Source organism: Thermoleptolyngbya oregonensis NK1-22 (assembly GCF_032705245.1).
GTDB lineage: Bacteria > Cyanobacteriota > Cyanobacteriia > Elainellales > Elainellaceae > Thermoleptolyngbya > Thermoleptolyngbya sichuanensis.
Genome location: NZ_CP053540.1, coordinates 420148 through 443194 on the forward strand (window position 1 = coordinate 420148; position 23047 = coordinate 443194).

Below are 23047 nucleotides of genomic sequence, written 5' to 3' on the forward strand. Positions count from 1 at the left end.
TTCCGTCCCTCTGCCACCCTGTCACCCCCTCGTGTCCTAATGTCTTTCAACCCATCTACGCCCGCCCTCGCCAAATCGCCCATTGTCCTGGTTGCGCCCTTCTTCTTTTTGGGGACGGCGATGGTGGTGATGAAATTTGTTCTGCCGCATACCACGCCGCTGTTTCTAGCAGGATTTCGGCTCCTGCCTGCGGGGCTGCTGGTGCTGCTGGTGGGGGCGATCGCCAAACTGCCCCAGCCTCAGGGCTGGAAAGCGTGGAGTTGGATTGCGCTGTTTGGTCTGGTGGATGGCGCACTGTTCCAGGGCTTCCTGAGCGAAGGGCTGGTGCATACGGGCGCAGGCCTGGGAGCCGTGCTAATCGACGCGCAGCCGATGATTGTGGCAGTGCTGTCGCGGTTCCTTCTGAACGACGTGATTGGGCTTTGGGGCTGGATTGGGCTGGCGATCGGGGTGCTGGGCGTAGCGCTGTGCGGTCTGCCGGAGGCAGCGATCCAGTCCACCCTCCAGGGCCACCTCAGCCTGCCGACCGGAGCCTTTAGCTGGGCGACGCTGATGCAAAGCGGCGAACTGCTGATGATCCTAGCGGCGCTGGCCATGTCCTTTGGCACAATCATCGTCACCTACGTCCGCAAATACGCCGACCCCATTGTGGGCACAGGCTGGCACATGATTATCGGCGCGGTTCCCCTGCTGCTCTTGTCAGCGCTGACTGAGGCAGGTCAGGTGTCGGGGCTGAATCTGGGCGACTGGGCCGGGCTGGGCTACACGACGATTTTCGGCACGGCGATTACTTACGGCATGTTTTTCTACCTGGCGGCGACGGGCAATGTCACCAGCGTCAGCGCGTTGATTTTCCTGACCCCTGTCTTTGCTCTCCTGTTTAGCAATCTGACGCTGGGAGAACAGTTGACCCGACAAGAATGGATTGGCGTAGTGCTGACGCTGGTGAGCGTGTATCTGGTGAATCAGCGCCATGAGCTAGCGGCAAAATTTGCGGGGTCTAGCCCAGTCGTTGTCGCCCTCCGAGAGGGAGCTATAGAAGCTGCCACGGTCAACTCCTCGGTTCATCCCTCGGTCAATCCGTCGGTTAATCCTCCGCCCCACTCCGATTCGTAATAGGACTTACGCACTTGCGATTAAACTTTTTGGGTTTTGGACGATTTCTCGCGGGTGCAGCCCACGAGAAACCGTCCAACTGCGTAAGTCCTATCGTAATTTTGCTTCGTAATCCTGACGAATAAATCGGTGGTGATCCCCAAAGAGGGATCGTTTTGTGTCGCTTTACCCTGTCTTAACTTTTTGCAGGCTTAAATAGGGGAGGCGCTGCTGGCTATCGCTTCCTGAACGCAACTCCCTGCAAAGGTCTCTTTTTGTCTCCCTTTTTGATAGTTCTGTTTTGATAGTTCTGAGTCGGTCAATGCTCATTTCACTGTCTGATTTCATCTCTCGAACGACCCCTGCAGGCGCGGCACTGTTTCTGCGATGGGAGGGGTATCACGTCTTTTCGATTCCCCGGAGAGAACTGACTCACGGGGGCGATCGCCTGCGGTTTTTTGGGGTGGGCGGCAAGCGGCGATCGCCCGACGAGTCTTGGACAGACTGCGCCCTGCGAGAAAGCGCTGAAGAAATCGGCGCGGTGGTTTCTGCGATTCACAGTGCTGAGCAGACCTATTTTCTGAGTGCTGAAGGGGACGTGATTACGGTGTGCCTGCTGGAATCGGGTCTGCGCCCCCGGCTGATTTTAGAAAAGCGGGCCCACTCCAGCTACGGCAGCCTGGCCAGCAGTCAGCAGACGTATTATCTGCTTGCCTTCGATGCGTCTCTGCGGGCAAAGCCCCAGCCCAGCAGCGAAATCGCAGCGCTTCTGTACCTCAGTGACGAGCATTTGCTGCAAATGCAGACGGGCGATCGCCCCACCCTCGGACACTTGCTCAGCACGGGTGCAAAAATCGACCTGCAACCGGGCATCCGGCTCAGCCCAGACGTGGTGTGTGTTCCCCACGGCACGGCGGCTTTTTTGACGCATCAGGGCGCGAGGGGTTGGGGCTTGGCAGTTGAGGGTTAAGAGGGTGTTGCGCTACAGCGCCCACAGCAGAACCGGGCGACCGCTCAGGGCTGGCTTGCAACTTTCACCGGAAGCTCTGAGTTCACAGCATAGGCCAACCCAAAGCGCAGACCCAAATCACAAAGCCAAATGGCAAAGCCAACATCGAGAAAAGCCAACATCGAGAATTGAGAGCAAGCCAATTCCCCGATCGCCAATTTCCACCCTCCTCTGGGCGTGTGTCTCTAGGCGTGTGCTTCAAACTTGTGGGCGTAGGCTTTGAGTAGCGTACTGACCTGACCCAGCACCTCGTCGCTGGCGCTCTTGCCCAAGGCCTGGCGTTCGGGATAGAAGTCGGGGCGGTTGACGCTGCGAGCGATCGCCTCTGCCACCTGTTCTGCAATCAGCGGTTGCAGATCTTCGCGGGCACGGCTGCGCTGATAGTCTGCACCTTCCTCGGTCGTGGCATACATGGGCGGCAGCCGGTTCAGCGCATAGGCAGCAATATCGCCCAAATCTAGCGTGCAATCGCTGGTGGCTTCGATTTCGGCAACGCGGGCGATCGCCTCTGTCAGCACCATTTCTTCCATCACGTTGATGAACTGCTTACGGGGCACCGCGACCACCTCGCCGGTCAATAGCGCCCCCATGAGCCGATCGAGGGCCATGTACTCTTCGATAGACAATTCGGAAGCCGTATCGCAAATGCGCCCAACCTCAGCTTCCATCGCGGGGGTGAGGTAGCCATCTTGAAGCGCTTGCTCGACGATTTTCTCAATGCTCATGTTGCCCTCAAATCTTCACGGCAAAACGGAACGGGTCACTGGAGTCCATTAGGCTTATACCCATCTGGTTTAGTGTGCCCCGGAATTCCACAACTGCACCAACCCCATTTAACGATTGTGTGAAGATCTATCCGGACAGCGGCACGGATCTGGACTGATCAAGGATGCAATCTCTGGGTTTCATGATGGCCTTGCAAACGATTCAGGCATGTTAAGAAAAATTGCGGAGCCTGCCCGTTGCAGACCGCCCTTGGCGACACAAACAGACTGCTAAGGCTTAATCTGGCAAGACTTAATCTGGCTCGACGTAGCCCTGAATATTTTCTGGGTCAAATTGTTTCAAAATCTTCGTGGCCTGATTCGTCAGGTTGGGCTGTCCCTTCACCACGACGAGATACTTCCCCGCCTTGAGGCGATTCCGATAGGGTAGGGCATCGCCCCCGCCAAAGACCAGCCCCGTGCCACCGCCGACAAAGAAGCTGCCCATTGCTCCGGCGATCGCCCCCAAAACGCCACCGATGATCTGATTGCCCAACACGCCCGCCGAGGGCACCAGTTGATACGCGGTCGCCAGGTTAAACGCCACCCCTGCAATAAAGCCAAACGGCACCAGCCACGTCGCCATAAGCAACGCCTGCTTGCGGGCAGGCTTTTTGGGGTCAAGAAAGCCATATTCGTCGGCGCTTTTGTAGCCGCGCCCCAAAATGCTGACCTGGCTCATGGGCAGGTTTGCCGCCTCCAGCGCCGAATAGGCCGCCTCTGCCTGAATGCGGTCAGGAAGAATTGCTACAACATAATTCATGGCGATCGCACTCCGTGCCTTGTCTGCAATGTGCCTTGTCTGCAATGTTGACTTGCAAGGTTTCCAACTGCTGGTTCCATTATCGGCTGAGATGGCGGCGCAAGCGTCGTTCCCACGGTTAGGTGCAAATCTGACGATTAGGATGAAGATAGAGAAATTTAGATGCTGGCTCGGAGGACACGGTTCGATGGCATTGCAACAAGATTCACGCCAAGCAGCCCAGGCAGAGCAGGTGAGCGATGAGGGCATGAGCGGGGCAGACACCACCGCTCCCCAGCCCAACGATGGCGAAATCATTACCGTGCGTCCCGATGCAGAAACCCTGACGCGCCAGCGGTTGCCCTATTTCGTCGGCATTTCTGGCAACACCGCAGGGACGCAGGGTATCTCCATGAACCTGGTGATCATTCCGCCGGGAGCCTCTGCCGAGCCGCATTTCCATCGCGACTACGAAACCGCCATTTACATCCTAGAGGGGCGCGTTGAAACCCGCTACGGGCTGGGACTTCGGCAGTCGGTCATCAACGAAACAGGCGATTTCCTATTTATTCCCCCCGGCGTTCCCCACCAGCCCCACAACCTCAGCCAGACCGAACCCGCCCGCGCCCTAGTTTCCCGCAACGACCCCAACGAGCAAGAAAACGTCGTCCTCTACAATCCAGCAGACCATAATCCAGCAGATGATGCTCCGGCAGGCTAGGCAGTGTCTTAAAACTTTCTAGGTCGTTGATTGCCTTGAGTCGATCCCCCTTAAATCCCCGCGCTTACGCGCCGCTTCGCTAGAAATAAGGGGGACTTCCGGAGTGGTTAATAAGGGGGACTTTCCGGAGTGGTTCGGCTCGGTTCCCCCTTTTTATGGGGAGCTAGGGGGGATCAAAGGGTTTGAAAGCACGCCCTAGCACATCGCGCTAAAAAAGTTTCTTCCCTCTTCGTTCTTCCCTCTTCGTTCTTCCCTCTTCGTTCTTCGTTCTTCGTTCTTCGTTCTTCCCTCCTCCCCCCACGTCCCCCCACCCACTCACCACCCCAACGGCGTTGGTGCGACGGGCGCAATCTCCGGGCGATCGCCCCCCACCTGGCAAGTTTGCAGCGCCCAAATCTGTGCGCCCTGATTGAGAAACTGGCGGGCAATGGTTTCGCAGGCGAGGCGGGGCAGCAGCGTCCGCCAGCTAATCAGCCCGACGGTGAGGTTATAGAGAATTTCGCTTTCGGGGCTAACGCCGAGGGTGCTGTCGTTCGTTTTCCAGTCGGCGCGGGCTGTGCCCAGCGGCAGCATCTCGCGTTTAATAAAGCGCCCCAACTGCACCAGTTGGTCAAACCGGGCTGCTTGGTCGGGCTGTTCATCCAGCCAGGTTTTGAGTTCTGGCATCCGGTTGAGCGCGTCGCCCAAATTTTTCACCGCTGCGTAGAGGGCCTGATTGGAGTCTTGCGAACAGTTGTGGGCTGGGCCGACGTAGGTTCCGCCTGTGCCATCGCCAATGCGGTAGCGGGCGGTCATGATTTCAAGCTGGGTCACGAGTCCGTCTAGCGCCGAGGCTTTTACGCCGCCAAAGTCGAAGGGGCTGGTGAACGGATCGTATTGAATCACCAGGTCGCACACCGGCCGCACACCCAGCCAGCCAAACTGGCGATCGCCCAAAAATCTCTGCCAGGAAAGCGTTCCCGCAATCACCCCGTCGGTGTTGTGGGTATAGACTTGGTGGTAGTGAATGTCGAAGATGAGCTCGCCGGCCAGCGGCTCGCGCACCACGGTCGCCACGCCGTAGGCAAAATGCCCAAAGTATAGCGGGCCCTGCGCTTGGGGTTCTGCCATTGTGCCGCCGATGCCGCCATAGAGGTGAATCACCAGCGCCCGGGAGCCTTCGGCAAAGGGCGGGGCATTGGCGAGCGCAGGGCCATCCGGGGGAGCATTCGGAGCATCTGCCATGCGTTCGTTTAGGGCGTTTAGGAGCAGCGTCGAGCGGACGTTGCCCTTCAGCGTGGCAATGTCTTCCCAAATGCCGCGCCGGAGGAACTGCCACGCCTCGCGGCGATCGCCAATGGTTTGATCCGGCTGCAAGCGCAGGAGCGCACGGGGGGCGATCGCCTGCACCACAAACCGACCCGCTGCGTCCTTTGCGCCATACAGATACCAGCCATCGCGCCCCGCAGGAGACTTTTCCAGTCCCCGATTCCCAGCGGGCGGCAGGTTGTTTGCATCGGGAATGACCGGGGGAAACCACACAATTTCTGTGGGCCCGTCAAACTGGCGTGTGGCGCGGTTGAAATGCTGAATGCGGAAAAATTCTGGCGCAGACTCGCCGGAGGCGGGCAGGGGCAACCCCTCGGCATCGACGGGTTCCAGAAGCCTGGCCAGGGCATAATAGCGACCCGTGATCTGCACAGGTTCTCGCGTGATGGCGAGGAGCGATCGCCCTTCGCCGCCGATCTGGACATCTTTCACCTGCGGCTCGTCCAGCATCACCAGCACATCGTCGTAGGGGCGGCTGCCTGCCAGCGACTCTAGCGGATCGACCCGCTGCCAGCGGTCAATTCGCAGCGGATGCACCAAGCCCTGGCAAATGCTGTATTCCGTCTCTTCGCTAAAAAAGACATCGCGGGTGGTCTGCTGCAAAAAGAGCTGAATCCCCGGCGTTTGCTGCCAGCGCAGCACAGTCATCTGACCCACCAGATGGGCATACTCTGGCGGCGCGTGATGCACCTCAAACCACACGCCGCGCACCTGTCGCCGCTCGTTCGGTTTGGGCAAGATCAGCCGACCCATCCAGGGGGCAATTGCCCGATACAGGTCTGGGTCTACGGTTTGATTCAGCGGATAATAGTCGGGTCGGTTAAACTCAGCTTGCCAATAGCGCTCGTAGTTGCTGGGTTTGGCGACCTGCGTCTTGCTCACCAGCGCCGACTTGCCCTGCAAAATATCGGACACAGCGCGGACGGTTGCCTCTAGGTGCGTGCGGCCGTCGGGCAGGCGCTTAGTGACGCTGTAGGGGCCGTCGGCTCCGTTGTGCCCCATCGAGCCGAGAGAAGAAATGGTGATCTTGCGGCGCTGGCGGGCGCGGTTCCAGGGCGACAGCGGAAACAGCCGCCAGCGCTGGGGAAACAGGATTGCACCTTCTTTTTCAACCCAGTCGCGATCGCCCACCAGATGGTAGAGATGCTCTAGCTCCAGCAGGTTGTGATTGCCGCTGACCACGCCCGCTAGCGAGATCACGTCGATGGGCGCTTTCAGCAGTTGCTTTAGCGTCAGCGCCGCCCGCAGCGCTACCTGCGCCCCGCCGCTATAGCCCAGCAGCGTCACCGGAACCCCGCTATTGGGCTGATAGCCGTAGTGGGTCAAGCTGTTGAACATGACCTGCGCCGTGCCCTGGCCGTAAATCGGGCCGTAGCGCTGATCGGCGGTCACGGCGACTACCAGCACGTTGCGGATGTTAATCAAAAACGAGAGCAATAGCCCAAAGATGCCGCTGGAGGGCGACATTTGCAGCCGATCGACGATGCGCCAAAAAAATGCCAGCATCCGCCGTTCGGTGAGCGATCGATTCATCACGGAGTAGGACATGATGCCCTGGATCAGCACGATGTCATCGGGCATGTCGGCTGCCAGCGTGGCCAGGAATTCCTCTACGTCGGGCAGGTAGGTATACTTTCCCTGAGCAATGCCATCCAGATAAATGACGTAGCGAGTGATGGTGCTGGGTTCGGGCAGCGGTTCTGCCAGGATTCCCGGCGCTTCCAGGGTTTGCAGATCCTCACCATACCAGCCCGCCCACCAGCCCAGGGCCTCTAGTGGGGCCAGCAAACTGGCAACCAAGACCGCAATGCCGCCCACCAGCAGCAGGTCTTTGGTAATGCTGAAGGTGGCCGTCAGCAATAGCAGCGTGTGCGAGAGCCAGCCGCTGAACGCCGGAATCAGCATGGACGATCCTGCTAGAACTGCGGCCAGAACCGTGCCCGCGATACTGGCGACTCTCCAGGGCGCTTTCCAGGGCGATCGCCCTCGTTTGGCAGCACGGGTCGCGGTCGGGCTGGGCTGTTCCATAGACTCTCAGGGCTGAAACTCAGGGTCGGCGTTCTGGCTCTATCGTCCAAGATTACGGCCCGGTGAGGTGTCTCAGCAAGCTTGAATCCCCTTGGCGGGATGGCTACGCTAGGGGCAAACAGCATGGCAGGATGGGCAGATGCAAATCATCAAGCGGAATGTGGAACTGCGGGTGGACGACAGCCTGATGCGGGTGTACGTGGCCGCGCCCAAGCCAGAGGGTCGATATCCCGGCATCGTCTTCTTTTCAGATATTTATCAACTGGGTGGCCCGATTACGCGGCTGGCGGATCGGCTAGCGGGCTATGGCTATGTGGTGGCCGCGCCAGAAATTTTTCATCGGCTGGAACCCGTGGGCACGGTGATTGAACCCAGCGACCTGGGACGGATGCAGGGGAATGATGACGCTCGACGAACGGCGATCGCCCACTACGATGCCGACACCCGTGCCGTCCTCGATTTTCTCAAGTCTGAAGGCGGCGTGTTGCCCGACAAACTGGGCAGCATGGGCTTTTGCATCGGCGGACACCTGGCCTATCGCGCCGCCTTCCAGCCAGAGGTGAAAGCCACCGTCAGTTGCTATCCCACGGGCATCCCCATCGGCAAACTGGGCAAAGGCGTGGCCGACACGCTCCAGCGCACGGGCGAAATCCGCGGCGAGCTGCTGCTCGTCTTTGGCACGCTCGACCCACATGTGAAAGAACCCGATCGCCACACCCTCGCCCAAACCCTGGAAAAGACTGGCGTAAGGCATCAGATCTTGATCTACGAGGCAGACCACACCTTCATGCGCGACGATGGCCCCCGCTACGACCCCGCCGCCACTGATGCTGCCTGGAACGAACTCATCCCGTTCCTGAAGCGGGTAATCGGTTAGCGCCTCACTGCGACTGGCGGCGCGAGGTGTAGTTGTAGGCGGCGATCGCCAGCAGAATCATGGCAAAGGAAAACAGCGTCGTCAGCGTGCCCAAGGCATAGAGTGCAGGCGAGGTAACGTTGGTGGTCATGCCGAAGATTTCCAGCGGCAGCGTGTTCTTTTGCCCCGACACCAGCGACGTGCGCGTAAATTCGTCGTAGGACAGCGTAAAGCCCAATAGCCCAATGCCGATCAGCGCGGGCAGAATCAGCGGAAACACAATCTCCCAGAAGGTTTTCGTGTCGTTTGCGCCCAAGTCGCGGGAGGCCTCTTCGTAGGACGGGTTAAATCGGTTGAAAATGCCCAGCATGATCAGAAAGGCAAAGGGAACCGTCCAAGTCAGGTGTGCGCCCAGACCCGACGAGAACCAGTTCGTTTCCAGATCCAGCACCTGAAACACAATGCCGATGCCCAGAGAGATCAGCACGCTGGGCACGATCAGGCTGGCAATCGTCAGATAGAACAGGGTTCCAGCGCCTTTGAACCGCTGCCGGAAGGCCAGGGCAGACATGACCGTGACAATCACCGACAGCAGGGTCACCAGCAGCCCCAACAGGAGCGATCGCCAGAAGGCATCCGTAAAGTTGCCCACGCGCTGTTCCTGGAAGACCTGCCCCAGCCAGTAGAAGCTAAAGCCTTTCATCGGAAACGTCAGCGTGCCCTCTTCGCCTTGCAGCGACAGGATAAAGATCGCCAGCATGGGGCCGTAGAGAAACAGGACAAATAGCCCAAAGAAGCCCGCCAGCAGGTAGTAAGTCAGGGAGCGTTTCTGTTGCATCACAACTCCTTGCGGATATCGACCACGCGCAAAATTGCCATGACCAGCAGCAGCGTCACCAGCAGCAAAATCACCGCGTTTGCCGCCGCCAGCGGATACTGCAAACTGCCGATTTGGGTCTGAATCATCTTGCCGACGGAGGCCGCCTGCCCGCCGCCCATCATCCGCACAGTGACGAACTCGCCCATCACCAGCGTCACCACAAAAATAGAGCCGATGGCAATACCCGGAGCCGCCAGCGGCAGGATGATTTCTTTGAGAATTTGAAACCCGGATGCGCCCATGTCTCGTGCGGCAGTGATCAGGCTGCGATCGATCCGCATGAGGCTATTGAAAATAGGTGCAATCATAAAAAAGTTGTACAAATGCACCATGCCCAGCACGATGGCAAAATCCGAAAACAGCAGCCACTCCAGCGGTTGATCGACTAGCCCCAGGCGCATCAGCGTGCTGTTGACCAGACCTTCCCGCCCCAGCACTGGAACCCAGGAAATCATCCGGATAATGTTTGAAGTCCAGAATGGCACTGTACACACTAAGAAGAGGATGATTTGCCACTTTTGGTCTTCGATGAAGAATGCCAGAAAGTACGCCACAGGAAAGGCGATCGCCAGGCAAAAGAACCACACCAGGAACACATACTTGAACGTGTTTAGGTAGGTTCTCAGCGTCACATCGGACGTGAAGATACTCTTGTAGTTATCCAGCGTAAAGCCAGGAATCATCTGAATGCCGTCGAACTGCCAAAAGCTGACCACAAAGATCATGAGAATTGGCAACACCAAAAACAGCAGCAGCACGAGCGTTTGGGGGGTCACCAGTGCGTAGGGCTGAATGCTTTTCCAGGATTTCAGCATTGCAAGTTACGTGAATAGGCGCGGCTCTTTGAGGGGACTGGTCGCTCAAAAAGCCGCAATGGTTAGAGGATGAATGGGAACTGGACGAGATTAGGGGGCGATCGCTACGACGCAATAAACTCGTTCCACTTTTGCACCAGGTACACGTTCTCCTTCATTGTGGAGTTCCAGCACACGATGTTGCCGAAGCGATCCTTGAAGGAGCCGCCATCCCGCACTGCGCCCTTCTTCTCTAGCGTCTTGCCGAAGGGGTCTACCATGTCTTCGGCGGCGGGCTTGCCTTCATACCAGAAGTCCCACTCCGCCTGAGACATGTACTTCTTAGCGTTTTCTGGTGCAGCGCTGTAGTAGCCCTGGCGACCCAGGAAGGAACCGACCCAGCCCTCCAGCATCCAGTTGATGTATTCGTAGGCTGCGTCAAGCTGGATGCCCGACAGATTCTTGGACAGGCCGATGCCGCCGCCCCAGCCGCGATAGCCCTCCTTTAGCGGCGCATAGATGCACTGCGTTCCCTTAGCCTTCACCGCCGTCACCGCAGGCGACCACATAGACTGCAGCACCACCTCGCCCGCATTCATCAGGTTCACCGATTCATCAAAGGTCTTCCAAAAGGCGCGGAACTGACCCGCCCGCTTCTGTTCCTTGAGAATGTTGGTAATCTGGTCGATTTCTTCGCGGGTCATGTTGCCCTTGTCGGCAAATTTCATCAGCCCTAGCGACTCGGCCACCATCGCCGCGTCCATAATGCCGATTTGGGGAATGTCCAGAATCGAGGTCTTGCCTTTGAATTCGGGATTGAACAGTTCGCCCCAGGTTTCGATCTTGCGGCCCACGAGGTCGGGACGGTAGCCCAGCGTGTCTGCGTTGTATTGGAACGGAATCAGCGTGGCGTAGTCGGTGGGGGTCGGTGAAAACTCCTTAGAGTCGGGCCCGGTGACGTATTGCACCTTGTAGGGAGCCGTGCCTTGGGACTGCTCTACAGGCATTCCCTCAAACTTGCCCTGAGTAAAGAAAGGCACGATCTTGTCATAGTCTTTCACTTTGTTGACATCGATGGGCTGGAGGTTGCCCGACGGCACCACCAGCGGCAGGCTGAAATATTCTCCGTCAAAGATGTCGTACTGCCTGGGCTGGGTAATCGCAATCTGGTTGTTTTCCTCTGTGCTGAGGGCCCGCATGTCCAGCTTAAAGCCGAGATCTTGCTGCGCTTTGTCGCGAATTTCATTGATTTGCGATACGCCGGTGCCAATCAGCCGCAGGGTTACGTCCTTGGTCTGGTTGGTGTTCACCTCTGGGCCCGTGGCCGGGTTGTTAGGGGTGCCAACGGGGGCTTCGCTGCGGGCGCAACGGGTCGCAGCCAGCGCGGCTCCGGCGGCGAGTCCAGTGCGGATGACCTGACGACGAGAGATTTTAGCCATAGTGCCTAGATGTGTAGAGAACAATGAGGGGTAAACGTTGCGGTGCTGTTTGACTCGCTGCTAACGCGACGTTAATGCGACAAGAACACACAGTCATCAGCCAGCCAGCTTAGCGCCACGACCTGCCCTTCCTGGAGCGCCTGGCTCACCCAATCGGTGCTGCGGACTTTGTACAGCACCTCCTGGCCGGTCTTCTCTAGCGCCAGGGTGACGCGAGTGACATAGCCCGTGAATTCAACGGCTACAATTCGCGCTGTCACCTGATTCACCAGAGCGCAGGGCGATGTGTCCGCAGCCGACAGCGGCTCCACCTTCACTCGGTCTGCCCGCACCGAGCAAGCGGCCTCTGCCCCAACATGGGCATAGTCACCCCGGCAGAGGAGCGTTCCCAGCTTTGGCACCTCCATCTGCACCAAGTAGCCTTCGGCATCCTGGTCGGCGCGGCGGACGGTTCCTTTGAAGATGTTGTTGTCGCCTGTGAATTTTGCGACGAACTGGGAAATTGGCTTGATGAAGATGTCCTGGGGCGTGCCCACCTGATCAATCCGCCCATGATCCATGACCACAATCATGTCTGATAGAGAGTAGGCTTCGTCTTGGTTGTGCGTCACCTGGATGAAGGTCATGCCAAACTGCTTTTGCAGGCGGCGCAGCTCACCCCGCGTTTTTACCCGCAGGTTTTCGTCGAGGGCGCTGAGGGGTTCGTCGAGCATCAGCACTTGGGGACGAGTGACGAGCGATCGCGCTAGGGCCACCCGCTGCTGCTGTCCACCGCTCAACTGGGCGGGTTTGCGGCTGGCAAACTGGCTCAGCCCAACGATTTCCAGGATTTCGCCGACGCGCTGGTCGCGTTCGGGCTTGGGAATATCGCGCATCCGCAGCCCAAACTCGACATTTTGCCAGACCGTCTTGTGGGGAAACAGGGCGTAGTTTTGGAACATCATGGCGGTGCTGCGCTGGGCAGGCGGCAGGTCATTCACCCGCAGGTCGCCAATGTATACGTCACCCTGAGTAATGTCCTCATGCCCCGCAATCATCCGCATCGTGGTGGTTTTGCCGCAGCCACTCGGCCCCAGCAGACAGCAGTAGGAACCGGGCGGGATATCGAGGGTGATGTTTTCAACTGCCGTCACGGGGCCGTATTTTTTGGTGACCGAGCGGAGAGATACGCCTACGGTCGTGGATGGAATGTCGTAGGGAACCGATGCAACTCCGCCCCCATCGACGGCCGGCGAAGCTGAAGCAGAGACAGATGATTGAGTCATTAAAACATCCCCAAAAAGCCTTGAAAGAGCCTTGCAGCCTGGACAGCGGCGACGTGAGTCGGGTGATCCCCCGGATTCAGCAAGCGATTCTGAAAGGATTTATCTGAAAGGATTTATCTGAAAGGTTCTACGGGATTAAAGTCGCACTTGGCGGCTTCGTGCTTCAGATTTGCAATTCAGATGCCAGCCATCTTAATGCCGAAGGAATGTCATCTATCAAAAGGCTTTAAAGATCTACACGTTGTATCTGACGCTACATTCACAACCCTCCGCAAACTCTAGAGCTTTTAGGCGCAAGTCATGGAAAATTTTAGAAAAATGTCGATTCCTGGAATTTCATTGAATTTTCCGGTGGTTTACGACTCTTTATCCCAATTGGGCCCGCAAAAACGACCGCGAAAGACTTTCCACGGCCGCTGAACGGGTTCTATGAGGCTCTCTATAGGCCTTTTTGAGGCCTTTTAGGCATAGATCGAGTCGAGCTTGATCAGCGTATGCAGCAGCACGTCCGCGCCCTGGGTGCATTGCTCTGGCGAGGTGTATTCCATGCCGGAGTGGCTGAGTCCCTCCTGGCTGGGTACGAAGATCATGCCCATGTCGGTAAAGCGGCCCATCTCCATTGCGTCGTGGCCGGCGCGGCTGGGCATGTAGAGGTAGCTCAGGTTTAGGTCTTGCGAGACGGCTTCAATCGCTGCCTGGACATTGAGAGAGGCCAGCGTCGGCTCCACCGTGAGGACGGGCGCGATGTCGATGCGGGTGTGGGTGGCGATCGCAATCTCGCGCAGGGCTTGCTTCAGCTTCTCCAGCATTTGTTCCAGCACCACCTGCGACAGGTCGCGCATATCGACCGACAGTTCTACGGTTCCCGGCACGATGTTCATCGCGTTGGGGGCGACGGTGAGATAGCCGACAGTGGCAACGGGCTGGCTGGGCTGCTCTAGGGCGATCGCCTGCACCGACAGAATGACCTTTGCGGCGGCAATCAGCGCGTCTTGGCGCATGTCCATCGGGGTGGTGCCTGCGTGGTTGGGCTGGCCATGAATCGTGATCAGATGCCGCTGCATCCCCACTACGCCCTGCACCACGCCAATCGCCTGGCCCTTGCGCTCCAGCACGCAGCCCTGCTCCACATGCAGTTCCACAAAGGCGGCAATGTCGGCGCGGGTGCGGCGGGCGCTGGGCAGTTGGCTCCAGTCGCCGCCAATTTTCTCTAGGCACGACTCAATCGGCTGGTCGATCTTGGGCAAATAGCGCTCTGGCTGATCTAGCAGCACCGTCCCAGCGATCGCCTGCCCGCCGATCATGCTGCTCTCCTCATCGGTAAATACGATGACCTCAATGGGATGCCGCAGCCGCAGGCCGTTCTCCTTCAGCGTCCGCACGACTTCAATGCCGCCCAGCACGCCCAGCGCTCCATCAAACGGGCCGCCAGAGGGCACGGTGTCGATGTGGGAGCCTGTGGCTAGGGCGGGTGCGTTGGGGTCGGTGCCCTCGTAGCGGCCGATCAGGTTTCCGGCAGCGTCCGTCCGCACGGTCATACCAGCCTCGATCATCCACTGCTGCACCAGATAGCGAGCCTGCAAGTCTTCTGGCGAGAAGGCCAGGCGGCAGATGTCGCCGTTGGGCTGCCGTCCGATTTTGGCCAGCCGATCAATGGACTGCATGAGGCGATCGCCATTGACTGCAAGCTGTTTAGCAAGAACTACCATTCCATCCCCCAAATATTGATTTTCTGTGATTTCAGCGTCAACACGGGTCACTGAGGCGAATTTCCATCCCAGGTTTGATCCTGTCGGTGGCGTTGCGTCCTAGAAGATCGGCGAATCAGCACACGCCCTCAAGTTACCCAGCATAAATTGGCTTCTATATGCATACTGTATACAAAGATGCGGAAATCGCAAACCCTTGGAGTCGCGGGGTATTGCCGCCATCACTAAAAGGCGCTAAAAGGCAACCGTTCAGAGGTAGCAGTATCCGGCAGTGAACCTGCAACAGACCCGCAGCGCTCTGCCAATTTCCTCCTTTCCCCGTCACCCTCTATACACCACTGCTCGCCATGCAAACTGCGGCAGTGCCAGCATTCGTCGCCAGCGCCACGGTTCTTGATAGAGCCGATAGACCCACTCTAGGTTGTTGTTGCGGAGCCAGCCGGGGGCGCGGGTTTTGGTGCCCGACCAGATATCGAAGCTGCCGCCCACGCCGATCCAAATTGCATTGGGGCAAACATGGCGGTGTTGGGCAATCCAAAATTCTTGTCGAGGAACCCCCAGCCCCACCAAAATCAAGCGCGGCTGGAGTTCTCGGAGCCTTTCCAGCAGCGGGGCTTGCTCTTCGGGCGGGAGGTAGCCGTGCTGCACCCCGGCGATCGCCAGTCCTGGCACTTTTTCTTGCCACACCCGTGCCGCTTCATCTGCAACCCCAGGCGCGCCGCCAAAGAAAAATAGCGAGTAGGGCGCACCGGGCAGGGCTGGGTCGGCAGACGCTCGAATCACTCGCTCCGATAGCTCAATGCCCGGACAGCGGTTGACGCGATATCCCCGCAAGCGCAGATACAGCACCACGCCCGCGCCATCGGGAATCACCAATTCTGCTTGCCGGATTACTGCTGCCAGCGCGTCGTTTTGCTCTGCCTGCATGGCCATTTCGGCATTCAGCGTGACCACATGCACGCCGCGATCGCCCTGTGCGAGTTGCGCCAGCAGCCAGTCGCCATAGTCCGGCAGCAGGTGTATCGGCAGCCCCAGCACGTCTGCCATTGCAGGTTGCAGGTTGTCTGGCAGCGCGTCGATTACGTCAGGCATGTTGAGCATGTTTCCTCAAAACCACCGCTGATTATTATGCCCCAACGGGTCGTCCCTGATGGTTTTCTGCTGGGAGGGCGCATCAGAGGGAATGTCGCGATAGGCGATCGCCACCGTAGGGAATTTTATTTGAAGGACAGGTTGGCTGGTGCATCTCTCACACTCTGATGAATCTCTATGAAAGCTTTAACTCGTTTGGGGGCAGGGTCTTTGCCCCTCCGGTTCGAGCGCGATGTAGCGATGGGGTTTACGCTGATCGAGAAAATTGCGGTCGTGGCGATTATTACGGTTCTGATGGCGATCGCCGCCCCTAGCTGGATTACTTTCTTTAGCGCCCGCAGTCTCAACGTAGCCCAGGATGAAATCTTTCAAACCATGCGGCTGGCCCAGTTTCGGGCAGAGCAAACCCGTTCCACTTGGCAGGTCAGCCTGCGGACAGACTCCTACGGCTTTGTGCAAGTTGCCGCCCATCCGATCAACACCCCCATTGAACAGATTTTGTGGCGCGACCTCGACCCCAGTATTCAGCTTCATCCAACAGAAATGACGCTGTATCAAACGGGTGGGCTGTATCGCGTTCAGTTTAATCATCAAGGTCGAGTCCTTGGGCAATTGGGTCGGGTGACACTGATCCGGCAGAACAACCTCCAGGTGAAACGATGCGTTACGGTATCTACATTGATCGGAGTCGTTCGCAAAGGTTGCCCGCAGCCATAGTCGGGCGCATGGCTAGATGCAGGGTCAAACGCAGACAGGACCTATGCACTTGCGATCAGTTTTCTGGGTTTTGGAGGATTTCTCGCAGGCGCAGCCCGCGAGAAATCCTCCAACTGCGTCAGTCCTCGCAGCATTGAACGAAACCTGTCTTGGAGCCTTGGAACGTGCTTTTGAGGTTTGCCAAATGTCGCCGCGTATTTCTGCCATTATCTGTACGCATAATCGGGCTGGTTATTTGGCTGGGGCGATCGCCAGTCTGCTGCGTCAGGAGTTCAGAGAACCCTACGAGGTTTTGGTGGTAGACAACGCCTCCACCGATGACACGCGGACTATAGTGGAGCCGTTTTTGCAGGATTCTCGGCTGCGCTATGTGCCAGAGCCGACGCTGGGGCTATCCGTCGCCCGCAACACCGGAGCCACCCACGCCGCCGCGCCCCTGCTGGCCTATTTGGATGACGATGCGATCGCCTCTCCACAATGGCTGCGGGTGCTGTCCGAAGCGTTTCAGGCAGACGAGAACCTGGCGATCGCAGGCGGGCGCGTTTTGCTGGATTGGGAAGGGCGGCTGCCCCCCCGCTGGCTTTCGGCAACCCTAGCCAGCAGCCTCGGCGCATACGACCTGGGCAATGCGCCAGTCAAGATTCAGCAGCCGGGGCAAACGCCACGTGGCGTGAACTATGCCCTCCGGCGCGACTTTTGGGAATCGGTCGGCGGCTTTTCGGAGCAGCTTGGGCGCGTGGGCAACACGCTCCTATCCAACGAAGAACTGCACCTGACAGAACTGGCGCTGCGTCAGGGCAAAACGGTTCGATACTTGCCCGATGCCGAAGTTACCCACCGGGTCGCGCCCGAACGCCGCCACCAGGGGTGGTTTCTGGAGCGAAGCTGGTGGCAGGGCGTGAGCGAATATCAGCGGGAACGCCTGACCGGAAAAGCCGGCCTGGGGCAGGTGCGGCGGGGGGGCGATCGCCTCCTGCGGGGACTATACCACTCGCTGCGATACGGCAATGACCCCGCCCTGCGGTTCGATAATTTGGTCTACGCCTACGGACAACTGAGCTACCTGGGGCTAGCACTCCGACACTTAGTCTGGCGCTAGTAATCCGGCGCTAGTAATCCGGCATTAATAATCCGGCGCTAATAACACAGCGCCAATAACACAGCGCTAATAACACAGCGCCAATAATAATGACGTAGCTGTAGCAATACAGCCCTACGAACAGGGCGCTAAGGTTGGTACAGGGCTAATCTCATTCCCGCAAACCGCGCTACAGATGAAAACGCTGCACGCCTCACCGAGACTCGACCCGTAATCCAAAATCGCCAATCCAAAATCGCCAATCCAAAATCCAAAATCAATATAAGTTTGGTATGGCGCGAATGGTGATGGCACTCACGTTATGGCACTTGACGACCCGTTGATGGACACAGGGGCAATGGATACCGGAGCAATGGATACTGGGGCAATGGATACTGGGGCAATGGATACCGGGGCGATCGCCCACCGCCAAACGCAGCGCCGCCCTTGGGCCTTGGGGCTGTGGGCAATACTAGTGTTTGGCTTTTTGTATTTGCCCATCGGCGTGCTGGTGCTGATGAGCTTCAACAACTCGCGCATCCTATCGCTGCCGTTCCAGGGCTTTACCCTGCGCTGGTATCGCACGGCCCTAGAAGATGCAGCGATGCGCGTGGCGCTGGGCAACTCGATTCGGGTGGCGGCGGTGGCGACGGTGCTGGCATCTGTCTTTGCGCTGCTGGCGGCCTTTGCCATCTATCGCTACCAGTTTTGGGGCAAAAACGCCTTTCGCATCGCGCTGAATCTGCCCATCTTGCTGCCGGGAATCGTGACGGGTGTGGCGATGCTGGCCTATTTCTCGGATCTCGGTCTGCCGCTGTCGCTGTGGACCGTGATTTTGGGACATGCCATCTTTGGGCTGCCCGTGGCGCTGGGGCCGATGCTGACGCGCCTGGGCCAGTTTCCCCGCAGCCTGGAAGAAGCCGCCTACGACCTGGGAGCCACGCCCGTTCAGGTGTTTCGAGACGTGCTATTTCCCTACCTTCGCAGCGCTGTGGTTGCCGGAGCCTTGCTCGCCTTCACGCTATCCTTTGATGAAGTCGTCGTCACCATTTTCCTCACCGGCCGCGACAACACCCTGCCGATGGAGATTTGGGGTCGCCTCCGCACCAACATCACGCCAGAAATTGCGGCGATCGCCACACTGATCCTTACGGTGAGTACCGTCCTGGTGCTGCTGAGTCAACAAGCGCAGCGGGACGGGTGATGGCGTGAAGCAGCCGTCTACCTCCCCAGTAAACCTGATCCCCAGCAACCCTGATCCCCAGCAGCCCGTTCCCTTTCCAACTCTTCAACTCCTCCATACCCAACCCCGCTCCATGCCTTCCCAACACATCGTTTCTCTCGATCGCGTCAGCAAAATCTATGGCAGTGGACAAAAGGAAGTCTACGCGGTGAAAGACGTGACGCTGGCGGTGCAGCCGGGGGAGTTTTTTTCGCTGCTGGGGTCGAGCGGGTCGGGCAAAACGACAACGCTGCGGCTGATTGGCGGGTTCGAGATTCCGGAGTATGGGCAGGTTTGCATCGGTGGCGAGGACGTGACCACCCTGCCGCCCTACCGACGGGCCGTGCATACGGTGTTTCAGAGCTATGCGCTGTTTCCCCACATGACGGTGGCGGAGAATATTGCCTATCCGCTGCAAATTGCAAGTGTGGCGCGGGCGGAGGCAGAACCGCGAGTGGCAGAGGCGATGCGGATGTTTCGGATTGAGGGGCTGGGCGATCGCCGTCCGTCGCAGCTTTCGGGCGGGCAACAGCAGCGGGTGGCGCTGGCGCGGGCGCTGATTAGCCGTCCCAAGGTGCTGCTGCTGGATGAGCCGCTGTCGGCGCTGGATGCCAAGATCCGAGAGGAAGTGCGGCAAGAACTGCGGGAGCTTCAGCGCGAGACGGGGCTGACGTTTATCTACGTGACGCATGACCAAGAAGAGGCGCTGGCCCTGAGCGATCGCATCGCTGTGATGCACAGCGGCCAGGTGCAGCAGTTGGGCAGCCCAAAGGACATTTACAATCGACCCGCCTCGCATTTTGTGGCGCAGTTCATTGGCAAGGCAAATTTTCTGCAAGGTATGGTGCAGGCAATCGAGGGCGACCAGGCGGCGATCGCCCTCAATGGCTTTCCGGTTCGGGCGCTGGCCACCGGAACCGGGCTGACCGTGGGCAATGCGGCGACCATCATGCTGCGACCAGAGCGGGTGCGACTGGTGGCGACGGATGCACCGGGGGCGATCGCCGCGACGATTCGCCAGGTCACCTACATCGGCCAGGTCTGGGAATGCAGGCTAGACACGCCGCTGGGGCCCCTGATGGCAACGCAGCTAGAAGGACAAGTTGCCCCGGCTGAGGGCGATGCCTGCGGGGTGGTTTGGGAAGAGGGCGCGTGCATTGTGCTGCCAGACTAGCAGGGGCGATCGCCAGACCGTGACTGTTTAATCTGTTTAATCTGTTAGGACTTACGCAGTCGGACAATTTCTCGCGGGCGCGGCCCGCAAGAAATTGTCCCAAACCCAAAGAACCTATCGCAAGTGTATAAGTCCTGTCTGTAATGGAGCGGGACTAGAGCGATTGCTTAAGAGGATGTTTGAAAAGTCCTACTGTTTGTAGCAAAGCGTGCAGATCCCCCTAAATCCCCCTTAAAAGGGGGACTTTAAGGCGGTTTCCCCCCTTCTTAAGGGGGGCTAGCTCAAGTTCGTCAGGCGTGGCGGGCACAAACCAGGCTTTAAGGCGGTTTCCCCCCTTTTTAAGGGGGGCCAGGGGGGATCTCTGAGTGCTTAACATTACAGGCGATACCTTTTCAAACACCCTCTAATACGATTGATACGATAGACAAGACCCAAGGGCCCCTTCGTCTTGTGAGATAAGATCGAAATGCCTACTCTGGCCGACTTTCTAAGAAGCAGCAGGACTTCACGCCGAATCTCTCGAAAACCGCTTAAAGATACGGCATCTCGACCTTATTTCTCTCAAAACTACTAGAAATATTGAATTTTTCCTCAAGGGTCATTTTTTCCGGGCTTTTTGGAATTTTGTTGGATTTTTTTGAAGCAAGCCCGCTCCTGAGAGGTTCTGGCTGCAAAATGCTTGCGTAACGCGCTTATGCCATTTGATGTTCAGCCCTTTTGGGCCCTGTTTGATGAGTCTCTAGACGGGGTTGTGGCGATTGATGCCACGGGCTGTGTCGTGGGCTGCAATGCATCGGCTTGCGGGCTGTTGGGGCGATCGCGCGAGATGTTGGTCGGTCAGCCCGCTGCGGACGTGCTGCCTGCCTCGCTCTGCCTCGATTTGCAGCGGAGTCAAGAGTCCCGACAGGCTTCGACGGAACCGCTCTGGGGCAAGCTGGATCTGTTTGCCGAAGACGGCACCGCTCGACGGGTGGCCTACGGAATCGCAAGTCGTGCCCTGCCCGACCTGAGCTTGGTCACACTGCGCGAAGTCGGTCACGCCGGGGCGAATTTCCCTGCAAACTGCCAGCAGATAGAGGAACTGCTGCGCCAGCAAGCCCAGCGCGAACGTGTCCTGCGGGGCATTACTCAGCGCATCCGCCAATCGCTGAGCGTGGAAACGATCTTGTCTACGGCCGTAGAGGAGGTGCGGCGGGTGCTACAGGTTGATCGAGCGCTGATCTTTCGGCTGATCAGCGCTGAAGCGGGCGTAGTAATCCAGGAATCGGTAAACCCGGCCTATCCGCTGACCCTAGAGATGAAGCTGGAAGATCGGTGCTTTGGGGGCAGTTGTCGTGCCTTTTATCAGCAACAAAAGACGCGGCTGGTTCCCGATGTGCATCAGGATGCCTGGGCGGGGTGTCTGGCAAACTATATGCAGCAGTTTCGCGTCAAGTCCAAAATGGTGGCGGCGATTTTGCAGCGAAACGCTCTCCAGTCTCCGGATCGGGCGGCCAAGGGTGGAAATCCGGCTGCGGGCGCTGACCATTCAGACGGTTCGCCAGAGATGCCCACGCTCTGGGGGCTGCTGATTGTGCATAGCTGCGAGACGCATCGCCAGTGGCAGACTAGCGAGGCAGATCTGCTCCAGCATATTGCTGATCAGCTGGCGATCGCCCTCCAGCAGGCAGAACTTTATAACCAGGTGCGGCAGCTAAACCTGAACCTGGAAGACAAGGTGCAGCAGCGCACGGCAGAACTGGAGCGATCGCTCAACTATGAAGCCATGCTGCGCCGCATTAGCGATCGCCTGCGCGACAGCCTCGACGAGCATCAGATTTTGCAAACGGCGGTGCAAGAACTCGCCGAGCAACTCCATCTGTCTAGCTGTGAAGTCGGCTTCTTTAGCGATGATGATAAAACCTATCAGATCGCCTACGAGTTTCCGATTCATTTGCCCCCAGTTCGAGGCCTGGAGTTTCGCTGCGAAGACCATCACGACCTACAGGCTTGCATCGATGCCCAATCCTATACCCATATCTGCGGCCAGCACCCGCTGGCGGACTGGGTTGGTCTGTTTCGCTGCCCCATTGCCGATGAGCAGGGCAACTTGGGAATTTTGACGCTGGTGTGTCCGGCGGAGCGTGTGTTTACGGAGCAAGAAATCCGTCTGGCAGAACAGGTCGCCATTCAGTGTGCGATCGCCATTCGTCAGGCCCGTCTGTTTCAGGCTGCCCAGGCTCAGGTCGCCGAGCTAGAACGCCTCAACCAGCTTAAAGACGATTTTCTCAATACGGTGTCTCATGAGCTGCGAACGCCCTTGTCGAATATCTCGATGGCGACGCAGATGCTCGAAATCACTCTGCGCGACATGACCAAGAGCGTGACCGAGCCGCTGGCTGTGCAACTGCTCCGGCACGCCGCCCCCTTTGTGCAAATTCTGAAAGAAGAAAGCCTCCGGGAGACCAGTTTGATTAACGATCTGCTCGAACTGGCCCGCGTAGACTCAGAGACGGAGCCGCTTCTGTGGACGACGGTAAACCTGCGGGATATTCTGCCTCACATTGCGGAGCCATTTCTGCAATATGTCCACAACCAGCAGCAACACCTGGAAATTCAGGTTCCAAACGACCTGAAGCCATTGACCACCGACCTCAGCTACCTAGAACGCATTCTTTCGGAACTGCTGCACAATGCCTGCAAGTACACGCCTGCGGGCGGCGAGATTCAAGTCCGAATCGAACAGGATATTGAGGATATCGAGGATATTAAACAAGCTGGTGAACAGACTGGGGGCGAGGCTGAAGCGATATCGGTTCCCAGGCAACTGCGGATTTGCGTGACGAATACGGGGGTGGAAATTCCTGCCGAGGAGCGCGATCGCATCTTTGAAAAGTTCTATCGCATTCCCAACAACGACCCCTGGAAATATGGCGGCACGGGCCTGGGTCTGGCGCTGGCTCGAAAACTGGCTGTTCTCATCGGCGGACAGTTGTCGGTCAAGAGCGCCTCGGGGCAGACGACCTTTGTGCTAGCGTTGCCGCTGGCTGGGCAGCCCCAGGATGTCATCACCGCTATCCCCGCCAGCCGCGACACCCACGCCAACGCATAAACCAACGCATAAACGTATAAACCAACGCATAAACGCTGATATCCATACCAGTTTCTATGCGGA

Annotated in this window: 18 protein-coding genes; 9 read left to right on the forward strand and 9 right to left on the reverse strand. The window is 58.1% G+C overall.

Annotation, left to right across the window (positions count from 1 at the left end):
- Positions 1-39 precede the first annotated feature (39 nt).
- Both HNI00_RS01820 and HNI00_RS01825 read left to right on the forward strand, forming a co-directional pair.
- Positions 40-1116: a DMT family transporter gene (locus HNI00_RS01820; RefSeq protein WP_316790161.1), complete on the forward strand. Its 1077-nt coding sequence runs from the start codon at positions 40-42 to the stop codon at positions 1114-1116.
- 301 nt (positions 1117-1417) lie between these two features.
- A complete protein-coding gene (locus HNI00_RS01825) occupies positions 1418-2065 on the forward strand; it encodes an NUDIX hydrolase (RefSeq protein WP_316790163.1) in 648 nt (215 codons plus the stop codon).
- A gap of 224 nt (positions 2066-2289) precedes the next feature.
- Here the strand turns inward: HNI00_RS01825 and HNI00_RS01830 are convergent, their stop codons facing one another.
- Positions 2290-2829 (reverse strand): late competence development ComFB family protein, encoded by a 540-nt coding sequence (locus HNI00_RS01830; protein WP_172358618.1) that lies wholly within the window; start codon positions 2827-2829, stop codon positions 2290-2292.
- A 292-nt stretch (positions 2830-3121) separates the two neighbouring features.
- A complete protein-coding gene (locus HNI00_RS01835) occupies positions 3122-3631 on the reverse strand; it encodes a hypothetical protein (protein WP_172358619.1) in 510 nt (169 codons plus the stop codon).
- A 247-nt stretch (positions 3632-3878) separates the two neighbouring features.
- Here HNI00_RS01835 and HNI00_RS01840 point away from each other — a divergent pair, with 247 nt between their 5' ends.
- A complete protein-coding gene (locus HNI00_RS01840; protein ID WP_420156277.1) occupies positions 3879-4331 on the forward strand; it encodes a cupin domain-containing protein in 453 nt (150 codons plus the stop codon).
- 315 nt (positions 4332-4646) lie between these two features.
- Here HNI00_RS01840 and HNI00_RS01845 read toward each other — a convergent pair whose 3' ends face one another.
- Positions 4647-7667: a hypothetical protein gene (locus tag HNI00_RS01845; protein WP_316790169.1), complete on the reverse strand. Its 3021-nt coding sequence runs from the start codon at positions 7665-7667 to the stop codon at positions 4647-4649.
- Between the two features lie 139 nt (positions 7668-7806).
- On the opposite strand from HNI00_RS01845, the gene HNI00_RS01850 reads away from it, so the two are divergent.
- Positions 7807-8544 carry a dienelactone hydrolase family protein gene (locus HNI00_RS01850; protein ID WP_316790171.1) on the forward strand — a complete coding sequence of 246 codons (738 nt, stop codon included), beginning with the start codon at positions 7807-7809 and terminating at the stop codon, positions 8542-8544.
- A 4-nt stretch (positions 8545-8548) separates the two neighbouring features.
- Here the strand turns inward: HNI00_RS01850 and HNI00_RS01855 are convergent, their stop codons facing one another.
- The 6 genes from HNI00_RS01855 to HNI00_RS01880 form a co-directional block, all read right to left on the reverse strand.
- Positions 8549-9364: an ABC transporter permease gene (locus HNI00_RS01855; RefSeq protein ID WP_390819705.1), complete on the reverse strand. Its 816-nt coding sequence runs from the start codon at positions 9362-9364 to the stop codon at positions 8549-8551.
- Positions 9361-10218, reverse strand: a complete 858-nt coding sequence (locus HNI00_RS01860) for an ABC transporter permease (protein WP_316790173.1) — start codon at positions 10216-10218, stop codon at positions 9361-9363. Before HNI00_RS01860 ends, HNI00_RS01855 begins: the two co-directional genes overlap by 4 nt.
- A 104-nt stretch (positions 10219-10322) precedes the next feature.
- Positions 10323-11636 carry an ABC transporter substrate-binding protein gene (locus tag HNI00_RS01865; RefSeq protein WP_277774933.1) on the reverse strand — a complete coding sequence of 438 codons (1314 nt, stop codon included), beginning with the start codon at positions 11634-11636 and terminating at the stop codon, positions 10323-10325.
- Positions 11637-11707: 71 nt separating this feature from the next.
- Positions 11708-12901, reverse strand: coding sequence for an ABC transporter ATP-binding protein (locus HNI00_RS01870; protein ID WP_316790178.1), 1194 nt, complete (start codon positions 12899-12901; stop codon positions 11708-11710).
- A 461-nt stretch (positions 12902-13362) separates the two neighbouring features.
- Positions 13363-14610: a Zn-dependent hydrolase gene (locus HNI00_RS01875; RefSeq protein WP_316790179.1), complete on the reverse strand. Its 1248-nt coding sequence runs from the start codon at positions 14608-14610 to the stop codon at positions 13363-13365.
- Positions 14611-14931: 321 nt separating this feature from the next.
- A complete protein-coding gene (locus HNI00_RS01880; RefSeq protein ID WP_420156278.1) occupies positions 14932-15702 on the reverse strand; it encodes a WecB/TagA/CpsF family glycosyltransferase in 771 nt (256 codons plus the stop codon).
- 177 nt (positions 15703-15879) lie between these two features.
- On the opposite strand from HNI00_RS01880, the gene HNI00_RS01885 reads away from it, so the two are divergent.
- The 5 genes from HNI00_RS01885 (at position 15880) to HNI00_RS01905 (ending at position 22984) form a co-directional block, all read left to right on the forward strand.
- On the forward strand, positions 15880-16419 hold the full coding sequence (locus tag HNI00_RS01885) for a pilus assembly FimT family protein (RefSeq protein WP_316790184.1): 540 nt from the start codon (positions 15880-15882) through the stop codon (positions 16417-16419).
- 184 nt (positions 16420-16603) lie between these two features.
- A complete protein-coding gene (locus HNI00_RS01890; RefSeq protein WP_316790186.1) occupies positions 16604-17518 on the forward strand; it encodes a glycosyltransferase family 2 protein in 915 nt (304 codons plus the stop codon).
- Between the two features lie 301 nt (positions 17519-17819).
- Entirely contained in the window at positions 17820-18701 is an 882-nt protein-coding gene (locus tag HNI00_RS01895; protein ID WP_316790187.1) for an ABC transporter permease, read from the forward strand.
- Positions 18702-18813: 112 nt separating this feature from the next.
- The gene (locus tag HNI00_RS01900; RefSeq protein ID WP_316790190.1) at positions 18814-19893 is read left to right on the forward strand and encodes an ABC transporter ATP-binding protein; all 1080 of its coding nucleotides are present in this window, start codon (positions 18814-18816) and stop codon (positions 19891-19893) included.
- Between the two features lie 694 nt (positions 19894-20587).
- Positions 20588-22984, forward strand: coding sequence for a sensor histidine kinase (locus tag HNI00_RS01905; protein ID WP_316790192.1), 2397 nt, complete (start codon positions 20588-20590; stop codon positions 22982-22984).
- Positions 22985-23047: the final 63 nt, after the last annotated feature.